The sequence below is a fragment of the Butyrivibrio sp. AE3004 genome (genome assembly GCF_000703165.1).
Lineage (GTDB): Bacteria > Bacillota > Clostridia > Lachnospirales > Lachnospiraceae > Butyrivibrio.
Genome location: NZ_JNLQ01000003.1, coordinates 144,110 through 160,426 on the forward strand (window position 1 = coordinate 144,110; position 16,317 = coordinate 160,426).

Below are 16,317 nucleotides of genomic sequence, written 5' to 3' on the forward strand. Positions count from 1 at the left end.
ATCATCTGAAAGCTTTTATTCTTTTACTGTTCTTGTAGGTTCAAATACGCATAGTTTTGAGCTATCAGACTCTCAACCATCTGAAGCTGATATGGATGTGAATGCTGATTCTGCTTAGATTTAAATCGTATAATTGTATTATAGATATCTGCGTCCGGTGCTTTAGATGCTCCGGTAATCAGATATATTTTAGGTCTGTCTTTTTTGGGCTTTTTAAGCGCCTGCGGCAGGCCATAATCAAAGTAAATCCCTGTATAACTGAAAATTACGATAAGATTGTTTTCATCTGCCTGTTCAAAATAATCCATCTGCTCGGAAAATGGCAGCTTAGTAACAACAAATTTCCCCTGCATAGCAAGATCTGCCTGGAGATTCATAGCAACGCCTTCTGCCTTGAGAACTCCGAAAACCGCCACTTTATCATAATCCCTGATATCCTTACACAGCTTCTCAACCTTCTCCATTGATATGCTGTTTCCAACATAATTAATGCTGTCTACAACATCTGTAATATACTTATCCTTCCAATCTTGAGGCTTATCACCCTTTGAGCATACCTCAAAATTCAATTCCGTTTTCTCGGCAAGTTCCTTTAATTCATTAAAATCTTCAAGTCCTATATCACGACAAAATCTGCTAATCGATGCTGGTGATACATTTGTTTTAGCTGCTATTTCTCTTATAGATAAACCAGAAATCTCTTCAATATGACCAAGAATATATGCTGCAATATGACCATTTGTAGAATCATCCTTTGCACTGACCATTTCTGATAGCAGTACTATTGGTAATTTACTGTAAAACATGGGACCTCCATACTGTAGTTATATAGATTCTCCATGATTATACGATAATCATTTTGCTCAATCAAATAACCGGATAAATATGGTATTCTTACAGATATTTCCTATTATTTCATCAACTTTCGTACTGTTTTTTTGCAATCTTCACAAGTCTGCTTGTGCCAAGTCTGTGAGCCCCAAGCTCAATGAACTTCTCAGCATCTTCAATGGATGCGATTCCTCCTGATGCTTTTATCTTGATATTGGGTCCGCAGTGCTTTGCGAAGATCTCTATATCCTCAAAAGTTGCACCACCCGTCGAAAAGCCGGATGAAGTCTTGATATAGTCTGCCTTTGACTGTGTTACTATCTCGCACATCTTAATCTTCTCTTCTTCTGTCAGAAGGCAGCATTCGATGATAACCTTCATGACATGATCACCGCAAGCCTCTTTTAGTTCGTTGATCTCATCAAGAACAAACTTATAATTCTTAGCCTTAAGCTCTCCTATGTTGATAACAATATCAATCTCTGTTGCTCCGTTCGCAAGAGCATCCTTTGTCTCAAAAACCTTCGATGCAGTTGTTGTATTTCCGTTTGGGAATCCGATTACTGTTGTAATAGGCATATCAGGCCCCATATACTCACGGGCCTTCTTCACATAATATGGAGGAATGCATATAGAAGCAGTGTGGAACTTCATACCGTCATCGCATATCTCTTTTATCTCATCCCAAGTGCTTCCCTGGGCGAGCAGTGTATGGTCAACCATTTTTAATATTTCTTCAAGTTTCATTCGAATAACCTCCATTCATTTTTACCATATTCCCATTACATGCTGCATCACAAGACTGACTACTGTTATTCCTATCCAGCAACAGCCTCCAAGCAGTATCGGCTTTCCGCCTGATCTAATAAGCTTTATCACGTTGCTGTTCAGCCCTATTGCAGCCATTGCCATTATGATAAAGAACTTGCTAAGTTCCTTAAGTGGCTTAAAGACATCAGAAGTGACACCCATTCCTAAGCAGAGCGTTGTGACGATTGAAGCAAGAACAAAGAACACTATGAACATCGGGAAAGCTCTCCTGAAGCTAAACCCATTGGTGGCACTGCCATCCTTTTTGGCTTCCTTTGCCCTCAAATACGCAAGCACCAATGTAATAGGAATGATTGCTAATGTTCTTGTAAGCTTAACTGTGACGGCTTTATCCAGAGTCTGGCTGCCCAGGTTCCACATGCTATCCCATGTTGATGCAGCTGCAGTAACCGAAGATGTGTCGTTAACCGCAGTTCCTGCAAATATACCGAAAGCTTCTCCGGTTGTGATATCAAATCCTATAAGTTTACCAAGTGATGGGAAAAGAAGTGCCGCAAGCACGTTAAAGAAGAAAATTACTGAGATTGCCTGTGCCACTTCATCATCATCCGCATCAATGACCGGAGCAGTAGCGGCTATCGCTGAACCTCCGCATATTGAGGAACCAACTCCGATAAGGGTTGCTGTGTTTCCTTTTATATCCATGGCTTTATGGAGTACAAAGGCAAGAATAAGTGATGTAGAAATTGTACAGACTATAATTGGCAGTGACTGTTTTCCGGTCTGGAGAACAACTGACAGATTCATGCCAAATCCAAGAAGTACAACTGCAGCCTGCAGGATCATCTTAGATGTAAACTTTATTCCATCCGCAGCCTTGCCCTTATCATTCCAGAACAAAGCTATTATCATACCCAAAATGATTGCTATCACAGCTCCTCCGATAACCGGAAATCTCTTTCCCATAAGCCATGAAGGAAGCGCAATAGCAAAACATACTAAAATTCCAAAATAATTCTTTTTCAAAAAAACCATCTCAAGACCTCTCTTACTTTCTTATCTGTTCTTTCGCAGGTCTTATTCTATTCTGTCTTTTGAAAAAGATAAAATTATATATTATTATATATCCATAAATATTTCTTATCGTTAGGGAGAACTGATTATGCTGGATTTCAGGATAGATACCTTTCTATGTGTTTGCAAGCACCTAAATTTCACCAAAGCAGCTAGAGAACTTAATATTTCTCAGCCAGCTGTTTCCCAGCACATCCACCACCTTGAAAATGAATACAAAACAAAGCTGTTTTCTCAAGACGGAAAAAAGCTTTATTTAACCGACAGTGGAAAACTACTGTATAAAAAAATGAATCAGATAAAAAATGATGATGAAAGCCTCAAAGAAAAACTTTCACAGAATAGCCATGGATTAAAAGACATCTCTTTTGGTGTCACCATGACCATAGGCGAATACATAATTGCTGATCCAATCAGCGATTACATAAACAAACACCCGGATATTAATCTTAAGATTACCTTTGGAAACACATCGGAGCTTCTGAAAAAACTCTCGGAGGGAGTTATAGATTTTGCACTTGTAGAAGGATATTTCCCTAAAGATGATTATGAAACCTTGCTTTTTAGCAAAGAAGAGTTTGTTCCTGTCTGCTCGGCAAAGCACGCGTTTAAGAAAAAACCCAAAATGATAAAAGACCTCTTTTCTGAGCGCATTCTGATAAGAGAGCCTGGGTCAGGAACACGCAATATCTTAGAAAGAGCCCTTGCCCTGAACAATTACTCAACAAACGACTTTAGACATTTTATACAGGTCGAGAACATGCATGCCATAATAAGCCTTATTGAAAAAGACTGTGGTATCACCTTTTTATATAAAGCAGCGGTGTCATCAGGGCTACAATCCGGATCTCTGAAAATAATCCCCCTTGACGACTTTAGAGTAGAACATGATTTTACCTTCATCTGGCCAAAAGATACTGTTTTCAGTGAAGAGATCCGTGCAATATGTGAGGAAATACACCCGAATGCCAGATAGTGCTATTCTGTTGTACTACTACTTTAAAAAGCCCAATTTTATCGCACACTATCAGTCGAATTATTCCTTATTCTGCATGAAGCTCATGTTCTTTTTCATAAAACTTGTTATCCTGCCGTCTCATGAAAAGAATCCGGGACAAAATAAGAATCAAGCTACTCCCTACAAAAATCTGAATCGGATAAGTGACTAGTACGCTTTCAGATATTATCATGCTCAGCATGGTAATAGCACCTACCGGTGGCATATACATTTTAGTAAAATGAATAACGATAAACATACCACACGTAGCAACAATAGCTGCAATAGTAAGAGGAAGCCCGATCCTAATATTGATGATATATCTTGATAACACACCAATTATGGCACAAACAGTTATCACTGCCACCGTTTTGACTGGCATATTTCTTGTTTTGTTCCTTGGCCTGGAAAACTCAGTAAATGCCACAAGTAACGGAGGTGCCACAACAAATCTATAACCCGTTCTGAATGCAACACCGGCTATTACTGTCACACAAAGGATTCTAATGGCAGTATCTACCATATCGTCTCTGGAATTCAGCATCACAGGAACATATTCCTCATCTGCTCGGATTCCCTGAAATAGAAAAAGTTTATGAAACAATATTACAAGTAATGTCAGTATAAATGCGGCTATTGGGTACACTATGCTTGTAGTCTGCATCATCACTGGGAGCACTATTGCTGAGACAAATGGTGCAAATGTGGTTCCTGAAAACATAAAAATAACCTGTGCGATTGCAAATGCTAAAATAACTTCGATATAAGTATCAAACGGAACAAATCTTACAATGCAAACTCCCATTATCGCACAGCCTGTTATCAGTGATAGCATTCTCTTTCCGTTTACCTTCCAGCTTCTCTTTTTTGCCACCATATATCCAACTGCTAATGCTGTTATCTCAGGAAATATAATCTCCTTCTCATTTAAAGTTTCTGCAAATAGTGTCATCAACGCTACCAACAGAACTGTACATGCGTACGGTATTACTCTCTTAACTCTATACATATTCTTAAAAAAGCATGCAATCAATGTGATGATTGCGATTCCTCCCTGCTTTAAAATAGCACATTTACTGACAATCTTTCCAATTAATCCTTCAACATGTTCTTACCATTGCTAGAAAGATGAACATCACCTGCTAATCATCTACCGCCAAAAGTCATAATGTTTGTTCGATTTCTTTAAGTCCTCTTCCCATCTCTTCATCATTATGATCCATCACATGAGTATAGAATTCGTGAAAAGGCATTATTTTAACATCATTTACTTCATAATGATTAAATGAGAAGCCACCTTTAGGGATTTCTACACGTATCATAAATACTGATGCCAGTAGGCCGGTTCCATCATCCCAGTCCTTTATGTAGTCAAAGGCAAGTTTCATATCCTGCGGGTTGACAACAATACCCAGTTCTTCAGAAAGTTCCCTTATGGCAGCTTGATCCGGTGCTTCCCCGGAACGTACCCCGCCACCTGTCATGTCCCATTTCCCTGCATAATATCTGGTTTTAAGTGAACGCTGTTGTACTATATACATGCCTTCACCTTCTCCGGGCATAGGAGAATCCACAGTTTTCATTATGATAAGTACATGTCTGTAATACTCGCCGGGGAGCTTGGCTTCATGTTTTTCCTTAATTTTTCCGGTAGGGATTCCATCCCTTGTGTAGATATCTATATATTCCATGAAATGATCACAGCCCCATTTCTTTGCAGAGAGCGTCATATCTCTTCTGCTCTTTTTCTTTTACCGGCTTCGATGAATCTTTAAAGCAGTGGTCGATAACATCTGCATCCTTTAGAAGTTCATCCATCGGAGAATCAGTCACGAGTTTATCATCGTGATGGTATATCGCAGAACAAATGATATCTGTTTCTTCTTTTGAAGTAATACCAAGCTCTTCAAGAATCTTTCTTGCCAGATCTGCTCCGAGATGGGCATGGTCATCATAGGAACCACTCTTATATGCATGAAGATCGTGAAGCATTCCTGACATAGCAGCTAATTCCTCATTAAGTCCGCGCTTCTTAGCAAGAATTGTCGCCGCAAGGGATACGCCGTAAAGGTGAGCGGTTGCGCTGGTCCTTTTGTCTGAGTCAGTAATGTTAGCAAGCTCCTTATCGATATATGTCCTCAAATCTTTTAATCTACTCATGTGTACCTCCGGATACTATGATCACTTTACTAATAAATATATATTGTTAAATGCCATCTTCTGTTTCACAGGAGCGGTCTATGATAAACTCCCCGGAACCAACCTCCATTAAAAGATAACTCCTAATCCATACGCTATAATACATCCGAAACCCATAGGAGAGAATTCACTTCGTTCATTTTTATGCCACTTAAACAATTTTATTGGGCAATACTTAACGTAATTCAGTTATTTTGTCTTTTGAATTCTGTCCTTAGCTCATTCTGAAGCATAGTAAAGAATTCTGAGTATCTCAGGGTTGTTCCGCCATCATAGCGCACTACTTTAGCATACAGTGAAAGCGGGATTTTTTGCTCCTCCCAGGATATGAATTCTTCATTATGGCTTATTATTTCTTCGTATATACTTCTTGCATAATTTTCATCCGTTGAATTTGTAAGGATCACGAATTCATCTCCACCAATGCGAAAGACAATATCTTCTTTTCCTGCAGCCTGCTCCATCCGCTTCATAGCAGTTATAATTGCCAAATCTCCCGCCTTTAGAGAAATCTCATTTATTGGAATAAGGCCATTCCTTTCTTTGGCAGAATTTCGTCCTTATCATATGGAGATAACTCTTCCAGATTGTACTGGCAAAGGAAAGTAAGAGGTATGCCTTCATCCTCTTCATCTTCTTCATGATAGCGGAATACAGGCCATTCAAATCCTTCCGGAACAGAAGGTTTTCCTCCTATTTTACAGGATGTTACAGAAACATCCTGATTATCGTCTTTGATATCAAGGACAATCTGGTTTCTGCCTTTTTCAAGTATTACCTTTGTTAATTCTTCTTTGTTTTTGATTTTTTCCATACTTATTAACCGTCTTTCTGTGAAAGACACCAACGGGGTTATGAAACCCTGCGTCTTTCACCATCTTCTATTTTAAAGTTTCCTGTTTTATTCTTTGTTTGTAAGGCTGACACACTACAGAACACGTGGAGGTGAGTGGCGGGGCGGTATAGCGGCTACCTCGCATACTTATATGTTGTCGGTCATCTGTAAAGGCATCAACGAATGGCGCATAACGTAGCCCGTAAACTTATCTCTTCCGAAGTTGTCTCGATTTCGCCGGATGACCAGTCACTGTCAGCATTACAACGATAAAATTTGACAGGAGGTTATCTATTGGCATTTAAAATCTTTCGAAAGAACTGCTGTGGACTTGATGTCCACAAAACCTGGATCTTTGCATGCATTGGCATTACCGATGCAAATGGCCGCACTGAGTATTTTGAGAAAAGGTTCTCATCCTTCTCAAGAGGATTGCGTGAACTTGCTGAGTGGCTTACCAAGCATCATTGCATTGATGTCTGCATGGAATCTACCGGCAAGTACTGGATACCTGTTTTTAATATCCTTGAAAAGACTTGCAATGTCGTACTTGCTCATCCCAAATATACAAAACCACAAAAAGGTAATAAGACCGACCGTAAGGACGCAAAATGGATATGTGACTTATTCATGTGCGACATGATCAAGCCTTCCTTCATTCCACCAGCTGACATCCGTCATCTTAGAGATCTGGTGAGATACCGATTCAAGATTTCCTGTATGATCACAGGTGAGAAGAATCGCGCTCTTAATTGTCTCACAGTATCAAATCTTAAACTTGATGAAGTGTTCACTGATGTATTTGGAAAATCTTCCAGATCCATAACTGAATATATTCTTAAGCATCCCGGAGAATGTTTCGATGTTTCTCCATTTGTTGACAGACGATGTAAGCATCCAATTGAAGAAATCCAGGCTGCCGTTGATGGTGCAATCTGTGAAGAACAAGCAATCAAGCTTCGCCAATGTCTGGATCACATAGATGAGTTAGAGAAACACAAGAATGAAATAGAGCGGGAAATCTTTCGTGTTTCTGATCCATACAACGATGCTCTTGCCCTGATTCGTACAGTTCCGGGTTTGGATAAAAATCCATTCACGGCAATACAGATACTTTCAGAAATAGGTGGCGATATGTCCGTCTTCCCCACAGACAAGCACCTTGTTTCCTGGGCTGGCTGCTGTCCACGCAATGACCAAAGCAATTTCAAAATCAAATCCACTAGGATTTCCCGTGCTGGTAGTTATCTTAAACCAGTATTGGTGCAAGTTGCAAATGCTTTGATCAAATCCAAGAAGCATCCTGAAATCACAGAACGTTATCGCCGTATTAAATCACATCGTGGTCACAAGAAAGCCATCATTGCCATCTGCCGTATGCTCCTGACCGCTATCTGGCACATACTCACAGATCTTAAGTCCTATACCCATGATGGTTATCTTATTCAGAAGCCTGCTGAAGAGAAGAAAACTCTTACAACAACTCAGGCTCTCAATCTATTGAAGTCCAGAGGTTTTATCATCAAAGATGATCTTGCAGAAGTGACATCGTAGATCTTTAGCCTAAATATTTAATTTTTCGACCACCTCCAGGTGGTTTATTTGTCATGCCCTAAACTTTATTCCTATCCGCTACCTCTCTGTTTCAAACTTTTTCCTCCATTTAAAAAGTTCCCCGATTTTTCATTATAGGGTAAATAAGAAAAGAATTGAAGCAAACATTCCTTATGACATAATTTTAAACGGCGAAAAGCTATGGTCATATGACTATGTACGCAAAATACAGTTGGTTAAGTACTAAGTTATAGGTTATCAATCAGGCAAAGACGCAGCTTTTTATTGGTCAAATCCCATGCGTGAAATGCTCCTCACATGCAGTATTTACGACTTTCGCAATTAGCACATTTCTCATTGTCATCAATTCATTAATAAGCGAAGCCAGACAATGCTGAGCTCTGGAACGTCTCGGCACCACCTGACCTCTGTTGTTTTCTTATGGCGCTTGAAGCACACTTTATCCCCATACTTCTTCAGCAATTTCCTTTACAAGCTTAAGTTTTGCCCACTGCTCTTCTTCCGTGAGCTTATTACCTATCTCACAAGAGGCAAAACCGCACTGCGGACTTAAGCATAGGCGCTCCAACGGAACATATTTTGCTGCCTCATATATCCTATCTATAACTGTCTGCTTATCTTCAAGTGCAGGTGTTTTAGTTGTGATAAGTCCCAATACAATCTTCTTATCATCTGATACTTTTGATAGTGGCGCAAATCCGCCTGAACGCTCATCATCATACTCAAGAAAAAGTGCATTTACATTTTCCTTTGCGAATACATAATCAGCAACCGTATCATAGGGGCCGCTGGTAAAATATGTTGAATGGTAATTACCTCTGCAAATATGTGAATTAATCACCATATCTGCAGGTTTTCCTTCAAGCGAAAGATTGTTTACCTTCAAAAGCTGTTCTTTTACTTCCTCCAGATCTATTCCGAGAGATTTGTAGCGCTGCTTAGCAGCATCACCGACAATTGCGCCCCATGTGCAATCATCCAGCTGGAGATTATGGCATCCTGCATCGTAAAATTGTTTTATAACATCACGATATGCCTTTGCTATATCCTCAATCAGTTCCTCGTTTGTAGGATAGACCTTTCTTGTTGTATCGAAATTAGTCGGAACGATAAACTGCTGAAATGTCTGTGCCGGAGCCGGAATAGTATATTTTGCAACAGTATTCTCATCCTCGAACTGCTTAAGAAACTTGAAATATTCAACGAATGGATGGGCTGTCGCTTTTATCTTACCGATCAGATATGTATCATCAAGAACAGCCAGCTCATCATTAAACTTTACCCCATTACCTGTAGCTTTGTGCTCTACGCCTTCAAATCCCCACATGAAATCAAGATGCCAAAAACTCCTTCTGAATTCTCCGTCTGTTATCACATGGAAGCCGAGCTCTTTCTGTTTGGCAACGACTTTTGTGATTTCGTCATTTACAATATTGTCAAATTCTTCTTTGCTGATTTTTTCTTCATGATATGCGGTTTTTGCATCTTTAAGAGCCTGTGGCCTTAAAAAACTCCCAACAAAATCATAGCGAAACGGTGTATGCAATTTTCCCATACTTCATATGCTCCTCTCATAAATTGTTCTAATGAGTTGGATTATATGCCTACTGACTTTGTTGGTATAATATATATAATAATTGTTTACCATAGATTTTATCTATGGTATATATTAGATTGATAACAAATTCTATCTATCCAAGGAGTCGGATATGACACTAAAGCAACTCCAATACGCCATAACTGTAGCAGAAACAGGCAATATTACAGAAGCAGCAAGAAAACTATTTATCGCACAGCCCTCTCTTACCTCTGCAATACACGAACTGGAAAAAGAATATGGGATAACTATTTTTTCACGCTCTAATAAGGGAATAGAAATGACCTCCGAGGGAGATGAGTTTTTGGGTTATGCCAGACAGGTTTTAGAACAGGCCAATCTGATAGAGGAAAGATACACCGGTCAGTCAAAGGGGAAGCAGCGTTTTAGTGTGTCAGCGCAGCACTACTCTTTTGCAGTTGAGGCCTTTGTTCAGTTGTTGAAAGAATATGGTGGAGATAAATACGAATTTCATATGCGAGAGACTCAGACTTTCGATATCATAGATGACGTTGCCCACCTCAGAAGCGAAATAGGCATACTTTACCTTAATGAGTTTAATGAGAACATCATCCGTAAGACGCTTCGTGACAATGGCCTTGCATTTACAACTCTTTTTACAGCAAAGCCACATGTTTTCATTGGAAAAAATAATCCTCTTGCAAGAAAAAAGAAGCTTACCCTTGAGGATTTAATTCCTTATCCCCGACTTTCGTATGAGCAGGGAAGCCATAACTCTTTTTACTTCTCAGAGGAAATTTTGAGCACGGTAGACTGCGATAAAGAACTTATTGTATGCGACCGCGCTTCGCTATTTAATATGTTGATTGGTTTGAATGGATATACCATATGCAGCGGCGTAATCAGTGAGGAACTTAATGGTCCAAACATAGTAGCCAGGCCCCTTAATGTAAAGGATCATATGGAGATTGGTTATATACTCCCTGTAGCAATTCATCCTTCACAGCTTACACTGACTTATATTGATATCCTAAAAAAGCTAATTTGAAGCTTAATCAAAAATTTCTATAAATACTCACCTTTGCAAAGTATCACTTATACATATCCTCAGCAGAAATAATAACAAGATTTATCTTGCCTGTATCTTGAAGCCAATCCGTAAATCCGCTAAGTGAAAACAGCAGATAGGAAATACCAACTTTTCTTGGTTTTTTTTAATTTAGTGGCTTTTTATTCTGAGAAAAATTGAAAAGACATTCTGATTGTGTTATATATGTTTTCTGTTAAGGAGCTATAACACAATGAAAAGAAATCTAAAAGGAATAATATATACACTGCTTGGAGCATCCTGCTGGGGATTATCCGGATCAATGGGCCAGTACTTGTTTACCGTACAGCAGATGGATAGCCGGTGGCTCGTGCCTATAAGACTTGGTCTTTCAGGAATACTTATCCTTTTGTATTGCATGATCAGGCATAAAGATACCGTGTTCAAGCCATGGAAATCCGTAGAAATGGCAAAATGGATGATCATATATGGGGTTGCTGGTGTAAGCATCTGTCAGTTCCTATATTTTCTTACAATTGAACTTTCAAATGCAGCCATGGGAACAATACTTCAGGATCTATCACCAATATTTATTCTTATCTTTACATGTATGACCTCAAAGAGGTTGCCCAGACCTTTTGAAATCATATCCATACTTTTGGCAATAACCGGTGTTTTCCTGCTAACAACACATGGCAATTTAACTCACATTTCGCTTCCACTTTCTGCACTTATTGCTGGTATCGGAAGTGCGTTCTGCGTAATGATCTATAACGTACTTGCACCGAAGATTACAAATAACATTCCTGTCATCGTAGCTCAGGGATGGTCATTTTTACTTGGCGGTGCACTCTTGGGGATAGCTTTTAGAACCTGGAAAATACACTACATTCCAAACCTTATGGGAATTTTAGGAATACTCTTTGTTGTCGTTATCGGTAATATTTGCGCGTTCACACTATACATAAGCGGGGTATCAAAGATCGGTCCACAAAAAGCAATTCTATACAGCTTTGCTGAACCGATAACAGCAGCGTTAATCTCAACATTTGTTTTGAAAAGTAGATTCACCATCTACGATGCCATAGGTTTTGGGCTTATCTTTATGATGCTATTCTTCGTTACCCTCCTCTGTCCAGGTCATGTAAAAACAGGGCATTGAAGGTGTCTTTCCTATCCACTCCATCAGTTTGTCAGCAGCATCTTCCATGACGGAGAACTCTCCCATAGGATGGGCTACGTGCTGAAGGATTATGAAATCATATTCTCCAAATAATATATTGAATCTTGTCTGCTCGTTTTCAACGTGATAATCAAGCCCCATTCCGCCTTTTGTTAGCATGGTGACCTGCATGTCTATCCCGTTTTCTTTGCATATATCCTTAAAAATCTTTGGCATATCATTAAAATATGTGTAGCTGTTACCTATGAAAAGTGTTCTCATTATAATCTTATTCTACCCAGGTTACAGGGTTTCCCTTTCTTTCAAGTGGTGCTGATTATTCCATATACAATATATAAGAAATGTATAGTCTAAAAAAGGAAGCAACCAGTCTGATTGCTCCCTAATAAATCTAAATTATCGTCGCACTGTTCCCGCACTAATCATCAAATTTGGTAACCAGAGGTTTTCCATTTTCATCTACGAGCACCGTCAAGCCAGCTTTATCGGTTCCGCCCATAATAAATAAATAATTTACACCTGTAGTTCTATCGATGATAATTTCACCACTAATCGTGTTTGAAAATGCACCACTCTCACGTGAGTCAAAAGATATAGAATGGTGCTCGAATCTTTTTTCGGAACTATTTGAGCCAAACATAATAAGCGCCTCCTTAATTGAAAATGGTGTAGTTATGATAATGCTAATTTGCCATATACATTGATTATATCATGAATTTTTTTATTATGCCTTATCTACAGTACTGTGATAAGATTTTCCTTGTTGATTAAAAATATATCAGGCAGGTAAATAATGAATTACAGACTAATGACAGAACAAGATTTAGCGTATGTAGCAGAAAAGAACATTGAATACTATAACACTGTGGAAGATTGCTGTTGGACATATGAAAAGGCATATAAAAGAATCCACCAGGTACTTACTATGGAAGACTCTATGTGCATGGTTCAGATTGATGATAATAACATCATAACCGGATATTTAATGGGTTACTTCAAGGAATTCGATGATATAAGAGGCTACTTTCTTGATGAGATTGTTATCTTTAAGGGCTTTCAAGGAAGAGGCTATGGTACTGACTTTTTAAAGATACTGGAACAGGAAGTTAGTAAGAATGGCGCTTCCATCATAGAACTAAACAGTGTTAATGATGAGATGCACAAGCATTTCTATTCAAAACTATCCTATTATGAAACCAAAAATTTCGTAATGATGGGAAAATTTCTGGAGAAGACTTAATAGCCATAGAAATACCCACGGACTATGTTGATCCGTGGGTGTTATATGAAAGTCGATCTTGCTCAAATCCTTTGCTGTGGTAATTTCATTATCCTTAACACAGGTTTGCAAATAACGATGCTAAAAGAACTGTGAAAATACCTGAAACTGCTATTGCAAGGCCGCTCATGGCTCCTTCTACATCACCAATTTCAATCGCTTTTGCTGTTCCGATTGCGTGTGAACTGGCACCAAATGCTAACCCCTTAGCTATCGGTTCTTCTATATGTGCTATTTTGCATATGAATTCACCAAACATGTTTCCAAGCACTCCGGTAATTATAATTACCGCTACTGTTATAGTCACATATCCGCCTAGTTCTTCAGATACACCCATTCCAATTGCAGTAGTAATCGATTTGGGTAAAAGAGTTACATACTCTTCATGTGATAGCCCACATATCTTGGCAAGAATAAATACTGTTGAAAGGCTTGTTATAGTTCCTGCCAATAATCCAAGCAAAACAGCTTTATAGTTCTTTTTTAGTAGCTCCAATTGCTCATATAAGGGAATGGCAAGACAAACAGTAGCAGGTGTTAACAGATAACTTAAGTATTTAGCACCTTCATTGTATGTTTCATAATCAACATTTCCAGCAATGAGAACTATGCAGGATATAACAATTGAAATAAGTAAAGGATTGAAAATTCCCAGCTTAAACTTCTTTTTTAAAGCCATTCCAACCATATATGAAATAAGGCTTAATGTAACGCCTGCGAACATAGAATTTTGAAAAAATTCATTCATCTTTTTGTCCTGACTTTCTGATGATAATCTGTGATACCCAACCAGTAGACATCATAACCGTAATTATAGTAACGACAGTAATAATGCTTACCGGTAGCAGAATTGGTTTCAGGTTTATCCAACTCGACATAAGTCCGACCCCTGCCGGAATAAACATGACAGGCATGATCTCTATTAAGAATAAACCGGTATCTTTTACATTCTCATATTTTACAATTCCTATAACCAAGGCTAAGAATAACAAAACCATTCCGTATATGCTTGCAGGAATGGGCAACGGAAGTATTATCTTTAATAATTCGCCCAAAAATGAGAAGCCGAGAATAATCAGAAATTGCTTAAGATATTTCATATAAAGAGCCTTTCAAACATTTCATTTCTAAAATAATAAACATTGTTTATTATAGGACACATTATATGAAAGTCAATTTGAAATTTATACAAATCTTTGTAACTCTAACATTTTCCATTCGTATCTATATCACTATCTGATTCATTATTTGCATGTGACAATAATCATTATTGCGATTATTTGTAGTGTTTTATTTCGATAACGTTCATCACCCCAATCAGATTTCTTCCTTTTCCTTACAATGAAGCCTGTATGCTTCAATAAAATGAATAGCTGAGCAGAAAAGCCATATGCCTGCCAGCATTGCTTTGCCCGTTATGAGATAAATGATTCCGCTCATTCCGAAAACTATTCCCATAATTACTTCTGATCTTGATGTCAATTTCATAATCTTTAATCTCCTTTTTCTTCAAGTCAAACTGTATCAGTAGAAAGAGATTATCCTGCTTTGTAGAACAGCCCTGCATATCCAAAAGGATATCCGGATACTCATCTTTTATATTGCTTAATCCTTATGCTTCCTTAGTCAAAAGTCCAATTATCATAGCAACAACAAGTATCGGGAATGCTATGTAAAGCAGTCCTCCAAATACCATTGCTATTAAAATGAACGGAAGGAACACAAGGAAAAATGCTACCTTGATCATACTCCAGGAAAACTTAAAAGCAAATCCTATGAGTTTTCCGATAAAACCTAATAAGCAAATCATAAAAAGTATTGTCAGTAACATGATCATCACCATCCTTCTATATGTACCAACGACTTTTTTCTGTCTATGCTCATATTTTATTCAAAAACATACATGCGTTACATATCAAGTAGAGCAAAAAATATATCTATATTCTCCATTCTTCGTGACTTAAAAGAAAAGCAGACCACCAAAGCTGATGGCCTGCCATACTATAGCATTCTATTTAGTTTTATTTATTCGCTCAGCAGCTTATCCAGTAGATCTGATAGTGTTTTCTTTTCATCATCTGTAAGCTTGGAAAAGGCATCTTCAAACATTGCTGCCCTTTCATCAGCTACTTCTGTGGCTCTTGCCTGCCCCTTTTCCGTAAGAAAGAGAAGAGTTGCCCTCTTATCGGATTCATCTATCCTTCTCTCAATGTAACCGTCATCTTCCAGCTTATTTATAAGCTCCGATGTTGAAGACTGCCCTATTTTAAGTTTCTCCGAAAGGTCTTTCTGTCTGATACCTTCAGAGCTCTCAGCCATTACAACCAAAAGACGTTCTCTTGAAAGTGGTGGTCTGTGTCCATGAGGGCCGCATTCTCCAAAAGGAGGCTCTGGATGCCCGAATTCGTGAGGTCCCAGTCCTCCAAAATGAGGCTCCGGAGGGCGATGTCCGTGATCACCAAATGGCGGTTCCGGAGGTCTGTGTCCATGCGATTTTCTTGTAAATATCATCATCTTTTTCATGAGTTCCATATTTATATTGCTTTCCATAATATGTGCTCCTCCTATAAAAAAATGAAACATATTTATATTACAACGGTACCGATACATCTAATATACATCCACATGCACCCTATGTCAATATGCATCGGTGCCGATATATTTAAAAAAATTATAAAGAAATCCCCTGACTTCACAAAGAGAACATGGGATTAAGTGTCTTTAACTCAAGTATATAATTATTCCTCAGTCAGATCTGCCTTTTTCTTCATTCATACGCTTGACGTTCGAAACTATTGTAATTATGATAATGCCCAAAAACAAACAAAATCCAACTGACTTTTCAACATCTCCTTTTAAAAGTTGGTCTACTGAGACATCAAATATTTCACTTAGTAGCTATACTCTCTGAATATCAGGATAGTTCTTATCATTTTCCCAATTTGAAATTGTCTGTCTTAAAACATA

General features: G+C 38.4%; 21 protein-coding genes and 2 pseudogenes. 6 read left to right on the plus strand and 17 right to left on the minus strand.

Going from position 1 to position 16,317, the window contains the following annotated elements; translation table 11 throughout:
- Positions 1-23: 23 nt before the first annotated feature.
- From BV60_RS0119360 to BV60_RS0119370, 3 genes are all read right to left on the minus strand, one after another.
- Entirely contained in the window at positions 24-806 is a 783-nt protein-coding gene (locus tag BV60_RS0119360) for a MurR/RpiR family transcriptional regulator (RefSeq protein WP_029324423.1), read from the minus strand.
- Positions 807-918: 112 nt separating this feature from the next.
- Positions 919-1,578, minus strand: coding sequence for a deoxyribose-phosphate aldolase (gene deoC / locus BV60_RS0119365; RefSeq protein WP_029324425.1), 660 nt, complete (start codon positions 1,576-1,578; stop codon positions 919-921).
- A gap of 21 nt (positions 1,579-1,599) precedes the next feature.
- Positions 1,600-2,637 (minus strand): YeiH family protein, encoded by a 1,038-nt coding sequence (locus BV60_RS0119370; RefSeq protein ID WP_029324426.1) that lies wholly within the window; start codon positions 2,635-2,637, stop codon positions 1,600-1,602.
- A 127-nt stretch (positions 2,638-2,764) separates the two neighbouring features.
- Between BV60_RS0119370 and BV60_RS24400 the strand changes: the two are divergent.
- Positions 2,765-2,938: pseudogene (locus BV60_RS24400) on the plus strand (helix-turn-helix domain-containing protein); the annotation flags it as partial.
- A gap of 27 nt (positions 2,939-2,965) precedes the next feature.
- The gene (locus tag BV60_RS0119375) at positions 2,966-3,652 is read left to right on the plus strand and encodes a LysR substrate-binding domain-containing protein (protein WP_330376356.1); all 687 of its coding nucleotides are present in this window, start codon (positions 2,966-2,968) and stop codon (positions 3,650-3,652) included.
- A gap of 67 nt (positions 3,653-3,719) precedes the next feature.
- Here the strand turns inward: BV60_RS0119375 and BV60_RS0119380 are convergent, their stop codons facing one another.
- From BV60_RS0119380 to BV60_RS0119400, 5 genes are all read right to left on the minus strand, one after another.
- On the minus strand, positions 3,720-4,682 hold the full coding sequence (locus tag BV60_RS0119380) for a hypothetical protein (RefSeq protein ID WP_197029619.1): 963 nt from the start codon (positions 4,680-4,682) through the stop codon (positions 3,720-3,722).
- Between the two features lie 154 nt (positions 4,683-4,836).
- Complete coding sequence (locus BV60_RS22395) at positions 4,837-5,403, minus strand: NUDIX domain-containing protein (RefSeq protein ID WP_081846816.1); 567 nt, start codon at positions 5,401-5,403, stop codon at positions 4,837-4,839.
- Entirely contained in the window at positions 5,372-5,833 is a 462-nt protein-coding gene (locus BV60_RS0119390) for an HD domain-containing protein (protein WP_029324434.1), read from the minus strand. The genes BV60_RS22395 and BV60_RS0119390 overlap by 32 nt, the downstream gene beginning before the upstream one ends.
- A gap of 224 nt (positions 5,834-6,057) precedes the next feature.
- Positions 6,058-6,363 (minus strand): diguanylate cyclase domain-containing protein, encoded by a 306-nt coding sequence (locus tag BV60_RS0119395; RefSeq protein WP_051656913.1) that lies wholly within the window; start codon positions 6,361-6,363, stop codon positions 6,058-6,060.
- Between the two features lie 26 nt (positions 6,364-6,389).
- Positions 6,390-6,686, minus strand: coding sequence for a DUF1963 domain-containing protein (locus BV60_RS0119400; RefSeq protein WP_029324438.1), 297 nt, complete (start codon positions 6,684-6,686; stop codon positions 6,390-6,392).
- A gap of 315 nt (positions 6,687-7,001) precedes the next feature.
- Between BV60_RS0119400 and BV60_RS0119405 the strand changes: the two genes are divergently transcribed.
- Entirely contained in the window at positions 7,002-8,261 is a 1,260-nt protein-coding gene (locus BV60_RS0119405) for an IS110 family transposase (RefSeq protein WP_029319159.1), read from the plus strand.
- Between the two features lie 460 nt (positions 8,262-8,721).
- Here BV60_RS0119405 and BV60_RS0119410 read toward each other — a convergent pair whose 3' ends face one another.
- A complete protein-coding gene (locus tag BV60_RS0119410) occupies positions 8,722-9,837 on the minus strand; it encodes a 5-methyltetrahydropteroyltriglutamate--homocysteine S-methyltransferase (protein ID WP_029324440.1) in 1,116 nt (371 codons plus the stop codon).
- A 154-nt stretch (positions 9,838-9,991) separates the two neighbouring features.
- On the opposite strand from BV60_RS0119410, the gene BV60_RS0119415 reads away from it, so the two are divergent.
- Complete coding sequence (locus tag BV60_RS0119415; protein ID WP_029324442.1) at positions 9,992-10,888, plus strand: LysR family transcriptional regulator; 897 nt, start codon at positions 9,992-9,994, stop codon at positions 10,886-10,888.
- Between the two features lie 253 nt (positions 10,889-11,141).
- Positions 11,142-12,050, plus strand: a complete 909-nt coding sequence (locus BV60_RS22400; RefSeq protein ID WP_029324444.1) for a DMT family transporter — start codon at positions 11,142-11,144, stop codon at positions 12,048-12,050.
- Here the strand turns inward: BV60_RS22400 and BV60_RS21395 are convergent.
- The gene (locus BV60_RS21395) at positions 12,000-12,332 is read right to left on the minus strand and encodes a hypothetical protein (RefSeq protein WP_051656914.1); all 333 of its coding nucleotides are present in this window, start codon (positions 12,330-12,332) and stop codon (positions 12,000-12,002) included. The two genes, BV60_RS22400 and BV60_RS21395, sit on opposite strands and share 51 nt — an antisense overlap.
- A 157-nt stretch (positions 12,333-12,489) precedes the next feature.
- A complete protein-coding gene (locus tag BV60_RS0119430) occupies positions 12,490-12,711 on the minus strand; it encodes a DUF6440 family protein (RefSeq protein WP_029324448.1) in 222 nt (73 codons plus the stop codon).
- 153 nt (positions 12,712-12,864) lie between these two features.
- Between BV60_RS0119430 and BV60_RS0119435 the strand changes: the two genes are divergently transcribed.
- Entirely contained in the window at positions 12,865-13,311 is a 447-nt protein-coding gene (locus BV60_RS0119435) for a GNAT family N-acetyltransferase (protein ID WP_156036239.1), read from the plus strand.
- A gap of 94 nt (positions 13,312-13,405) precedes the next feature.
- On the opposite strand, the gene BV60_RS0119440 is transcribed toward BV60_RS0119435, so the two are convergent.
- The 6 genes and pseudogenes from BV60_RS0119440 to BV60_RS24405 form a co-directional block, all read right to left on the minus strand.
- Entirely contained in the window at positions 13,406-14,098 is a 693-nt protein-coding gene (locus BV60_RS0119440) for an LrgB family protein (RefSeq protein WP_029324452.1), read from the minus strand.
- Positions 14,091-14,450: a CidA/LrgA family protein gene (locus BV60_RS0119445; RefSeq protein WP_029324454.1), complete on the minus strand. Its 360-nt coding sequence runs from the start codon at positions 14,448-14,450 to the stop codon at positions 14,091-14,093. Before BV60_RS0119445 ends, BV60_RS0119440 begins: the two co-directional genes overlap by 8 nt.
- Before the next feature lie 217 nt (positions 14,451-14,667).
- Positions 14,668-14,838: a hypothetical protein gene (locus BV60_RS23300; RefSeq protein ID WP_156036241.1), complete on the minus strand. Its 171-nt coding sequence runs from the start codon at positions 14,836-14,838 to the stop codon at positions 14,668-14,670.
- A 124-nt stretch (positions 14,839-14,962) separates the two neighbouring features.
- The gene (locus BV60_RS0119455; RefSeq protein ID WP_242841033.1) at positions 14,963-15,160 is read right to left on the minus strand and encodes a hypothetical protein; all 198 of its coding nucleotides are present in this window, start codon (positions 15,158-15,160) and stop codon (positions 14,963-14,965) included.
- A gap of 215 nt (positions 15,161-15,375) precedes the next feature.
- The gene (locus BV60_RS21400; RefSeq protein ID WP_051656915.1) at positions 15,376-15,900 is read right to left on the minus strand and encodes a MarR family winged helix-turn-helix transcriptional regulator; all 525 of its coding nucleotides are present in this window, start codon (positions 15,898-15,900) and stop codon (positions 15,376-15,378) included.
- Between the two features lie 348 nt (positions 15,901-16,248).
- Positions 16,249-16,305: pseudogene (locus BV60_RS24405) on the minus strand (hypothetical protein); the annotation flags it as partial.
- Positions 16,306-16,317 lie beyond the last annotated feature (12 nt).

Coding starts and splice junctions, on each gene's coding strand:
- BV60_RS0119360 (WP_029324423.1), bottom strand. CDS start 806: ATGTTTTACAGTAAATTACCAATAGTACTGCTATCAGAAATGGTCAGT.
- deoC (WP_029324425.1), bottom strand. CDS start 1,578: ATGAAACTTGAAGAAATATTAAAAATGGTTGACCATACACTGCTCGCC.
- BV60_RS0119370 (WP_029324426.1), bottom strand. CDS start 2,637: ATGGTTTTTTTGAAAAAGAATTATTTTGGAATTTTAGTATGTTTTGCT.
- BV60_RS0119375 (WP_330376356.1), top strand. CDS start 2,966: ATGAATCAGATAAAAAATGATGATGAAAGCCTCAAAGAAAAACTTTCA.
- BV60_RS0119380 (WP_197029619.1), bottom strand. CDS start 4,682: ATGTATAGAGTTAAGAGAGTAATACCGTACGCATGTACAGTTCTGTTG.
- BV60_RS22395 (WP_081846816.1), bottom strand. CDS start 5,403: ATGACGCTCTCTGCAAAGAAATGGGGCTGTGATCATTTCATGGAATAT.
- BV60_RS0119390 (WP_029324434.1), bottom strand. CDS start 5,833: ATGAGTAGATTAAAAGATTTGAGGACATATATCGATAAGGAGCTTGCT.
- BV60_RS0119400 (WP_029324438.1), bottom strand. CDS start 6,686: ATGGAAAAAATCAAAAACAAAGAAGAATTAACAAAGGTAATACTTGAA.
- BV60_RS0119410 (WP_029324440.1), bottom strand. CDS start 9,837: ATGGGAAAATTGCATACACCGTTTCGCTATGATTTTGTTGGGAGTTTT.
- BV60_RS0119415 (WP_029324442.1), top strand. CDS start 9,992: ATGACACTAAAGCAACTCCAATACGCCATAACTGTAGCAGAAACAGGC.
- BV60_RS22400 (WP_029324444.1), top strand. CDS start 11,142: ATGAAAAGAAATCTAAAAGGAATAATATATACACTGCTTGGAGCATCC.
- BV60_RS21395 (WP_051656914.1), bottom strand. CDS start 12,332: ATGAGAACACTTTTCATAGGTAACAGCTACACATATTTTAATGATATG.
- BV60_RS0119430 (WP_029324448.1), bottom strand. CDS start 12,711: ATGTTTGGCTCAAATAGTTCCGAAAAAAGATTCGAGCACCATTCTATA.
- BV60_RS0119435 (WP_156036239.1), top strand. CDS start 12,865: ATGAATTACAGACTAATGACAGAACAAGATTTAGCGTATGTAGCAGAA.
- BV60_RS0119440 (WP_029324452.1), bottom strand. CDS start 14,098: ATGAATGAATTTTTTCAAAATTCTATGTTCGCAGGCGTTACATTAAGC.
- BV60_RS0119445 (WP_029324454.1), bottom strand. CDS start 14,450: ATGAAATATCTTAAGCAATTTCTGATTATTCTCGGCTTCTCATTTTTG.
- BV60_RS23300 (WP_156036241.1), bottom strand. CDS start 14,838: ATGAAATTGACATCAAGATCAGAAGTAATTATGGGAATAGTTTTCGGA.
- BV60_RS0119455 (WP_242841033.1), bottom strand. CDS start 15,160: ATGATTTGCTTATTAGGTTTTATCGGAAAACTCATAGGATTTGCTTTT.
- BV60_RS21400 (WP_051656915.1), bottom strand. CDS start 15,900: ATGGAAAGCAATATAAATATGGAACTCATGAAAAAGATGATGATATTT.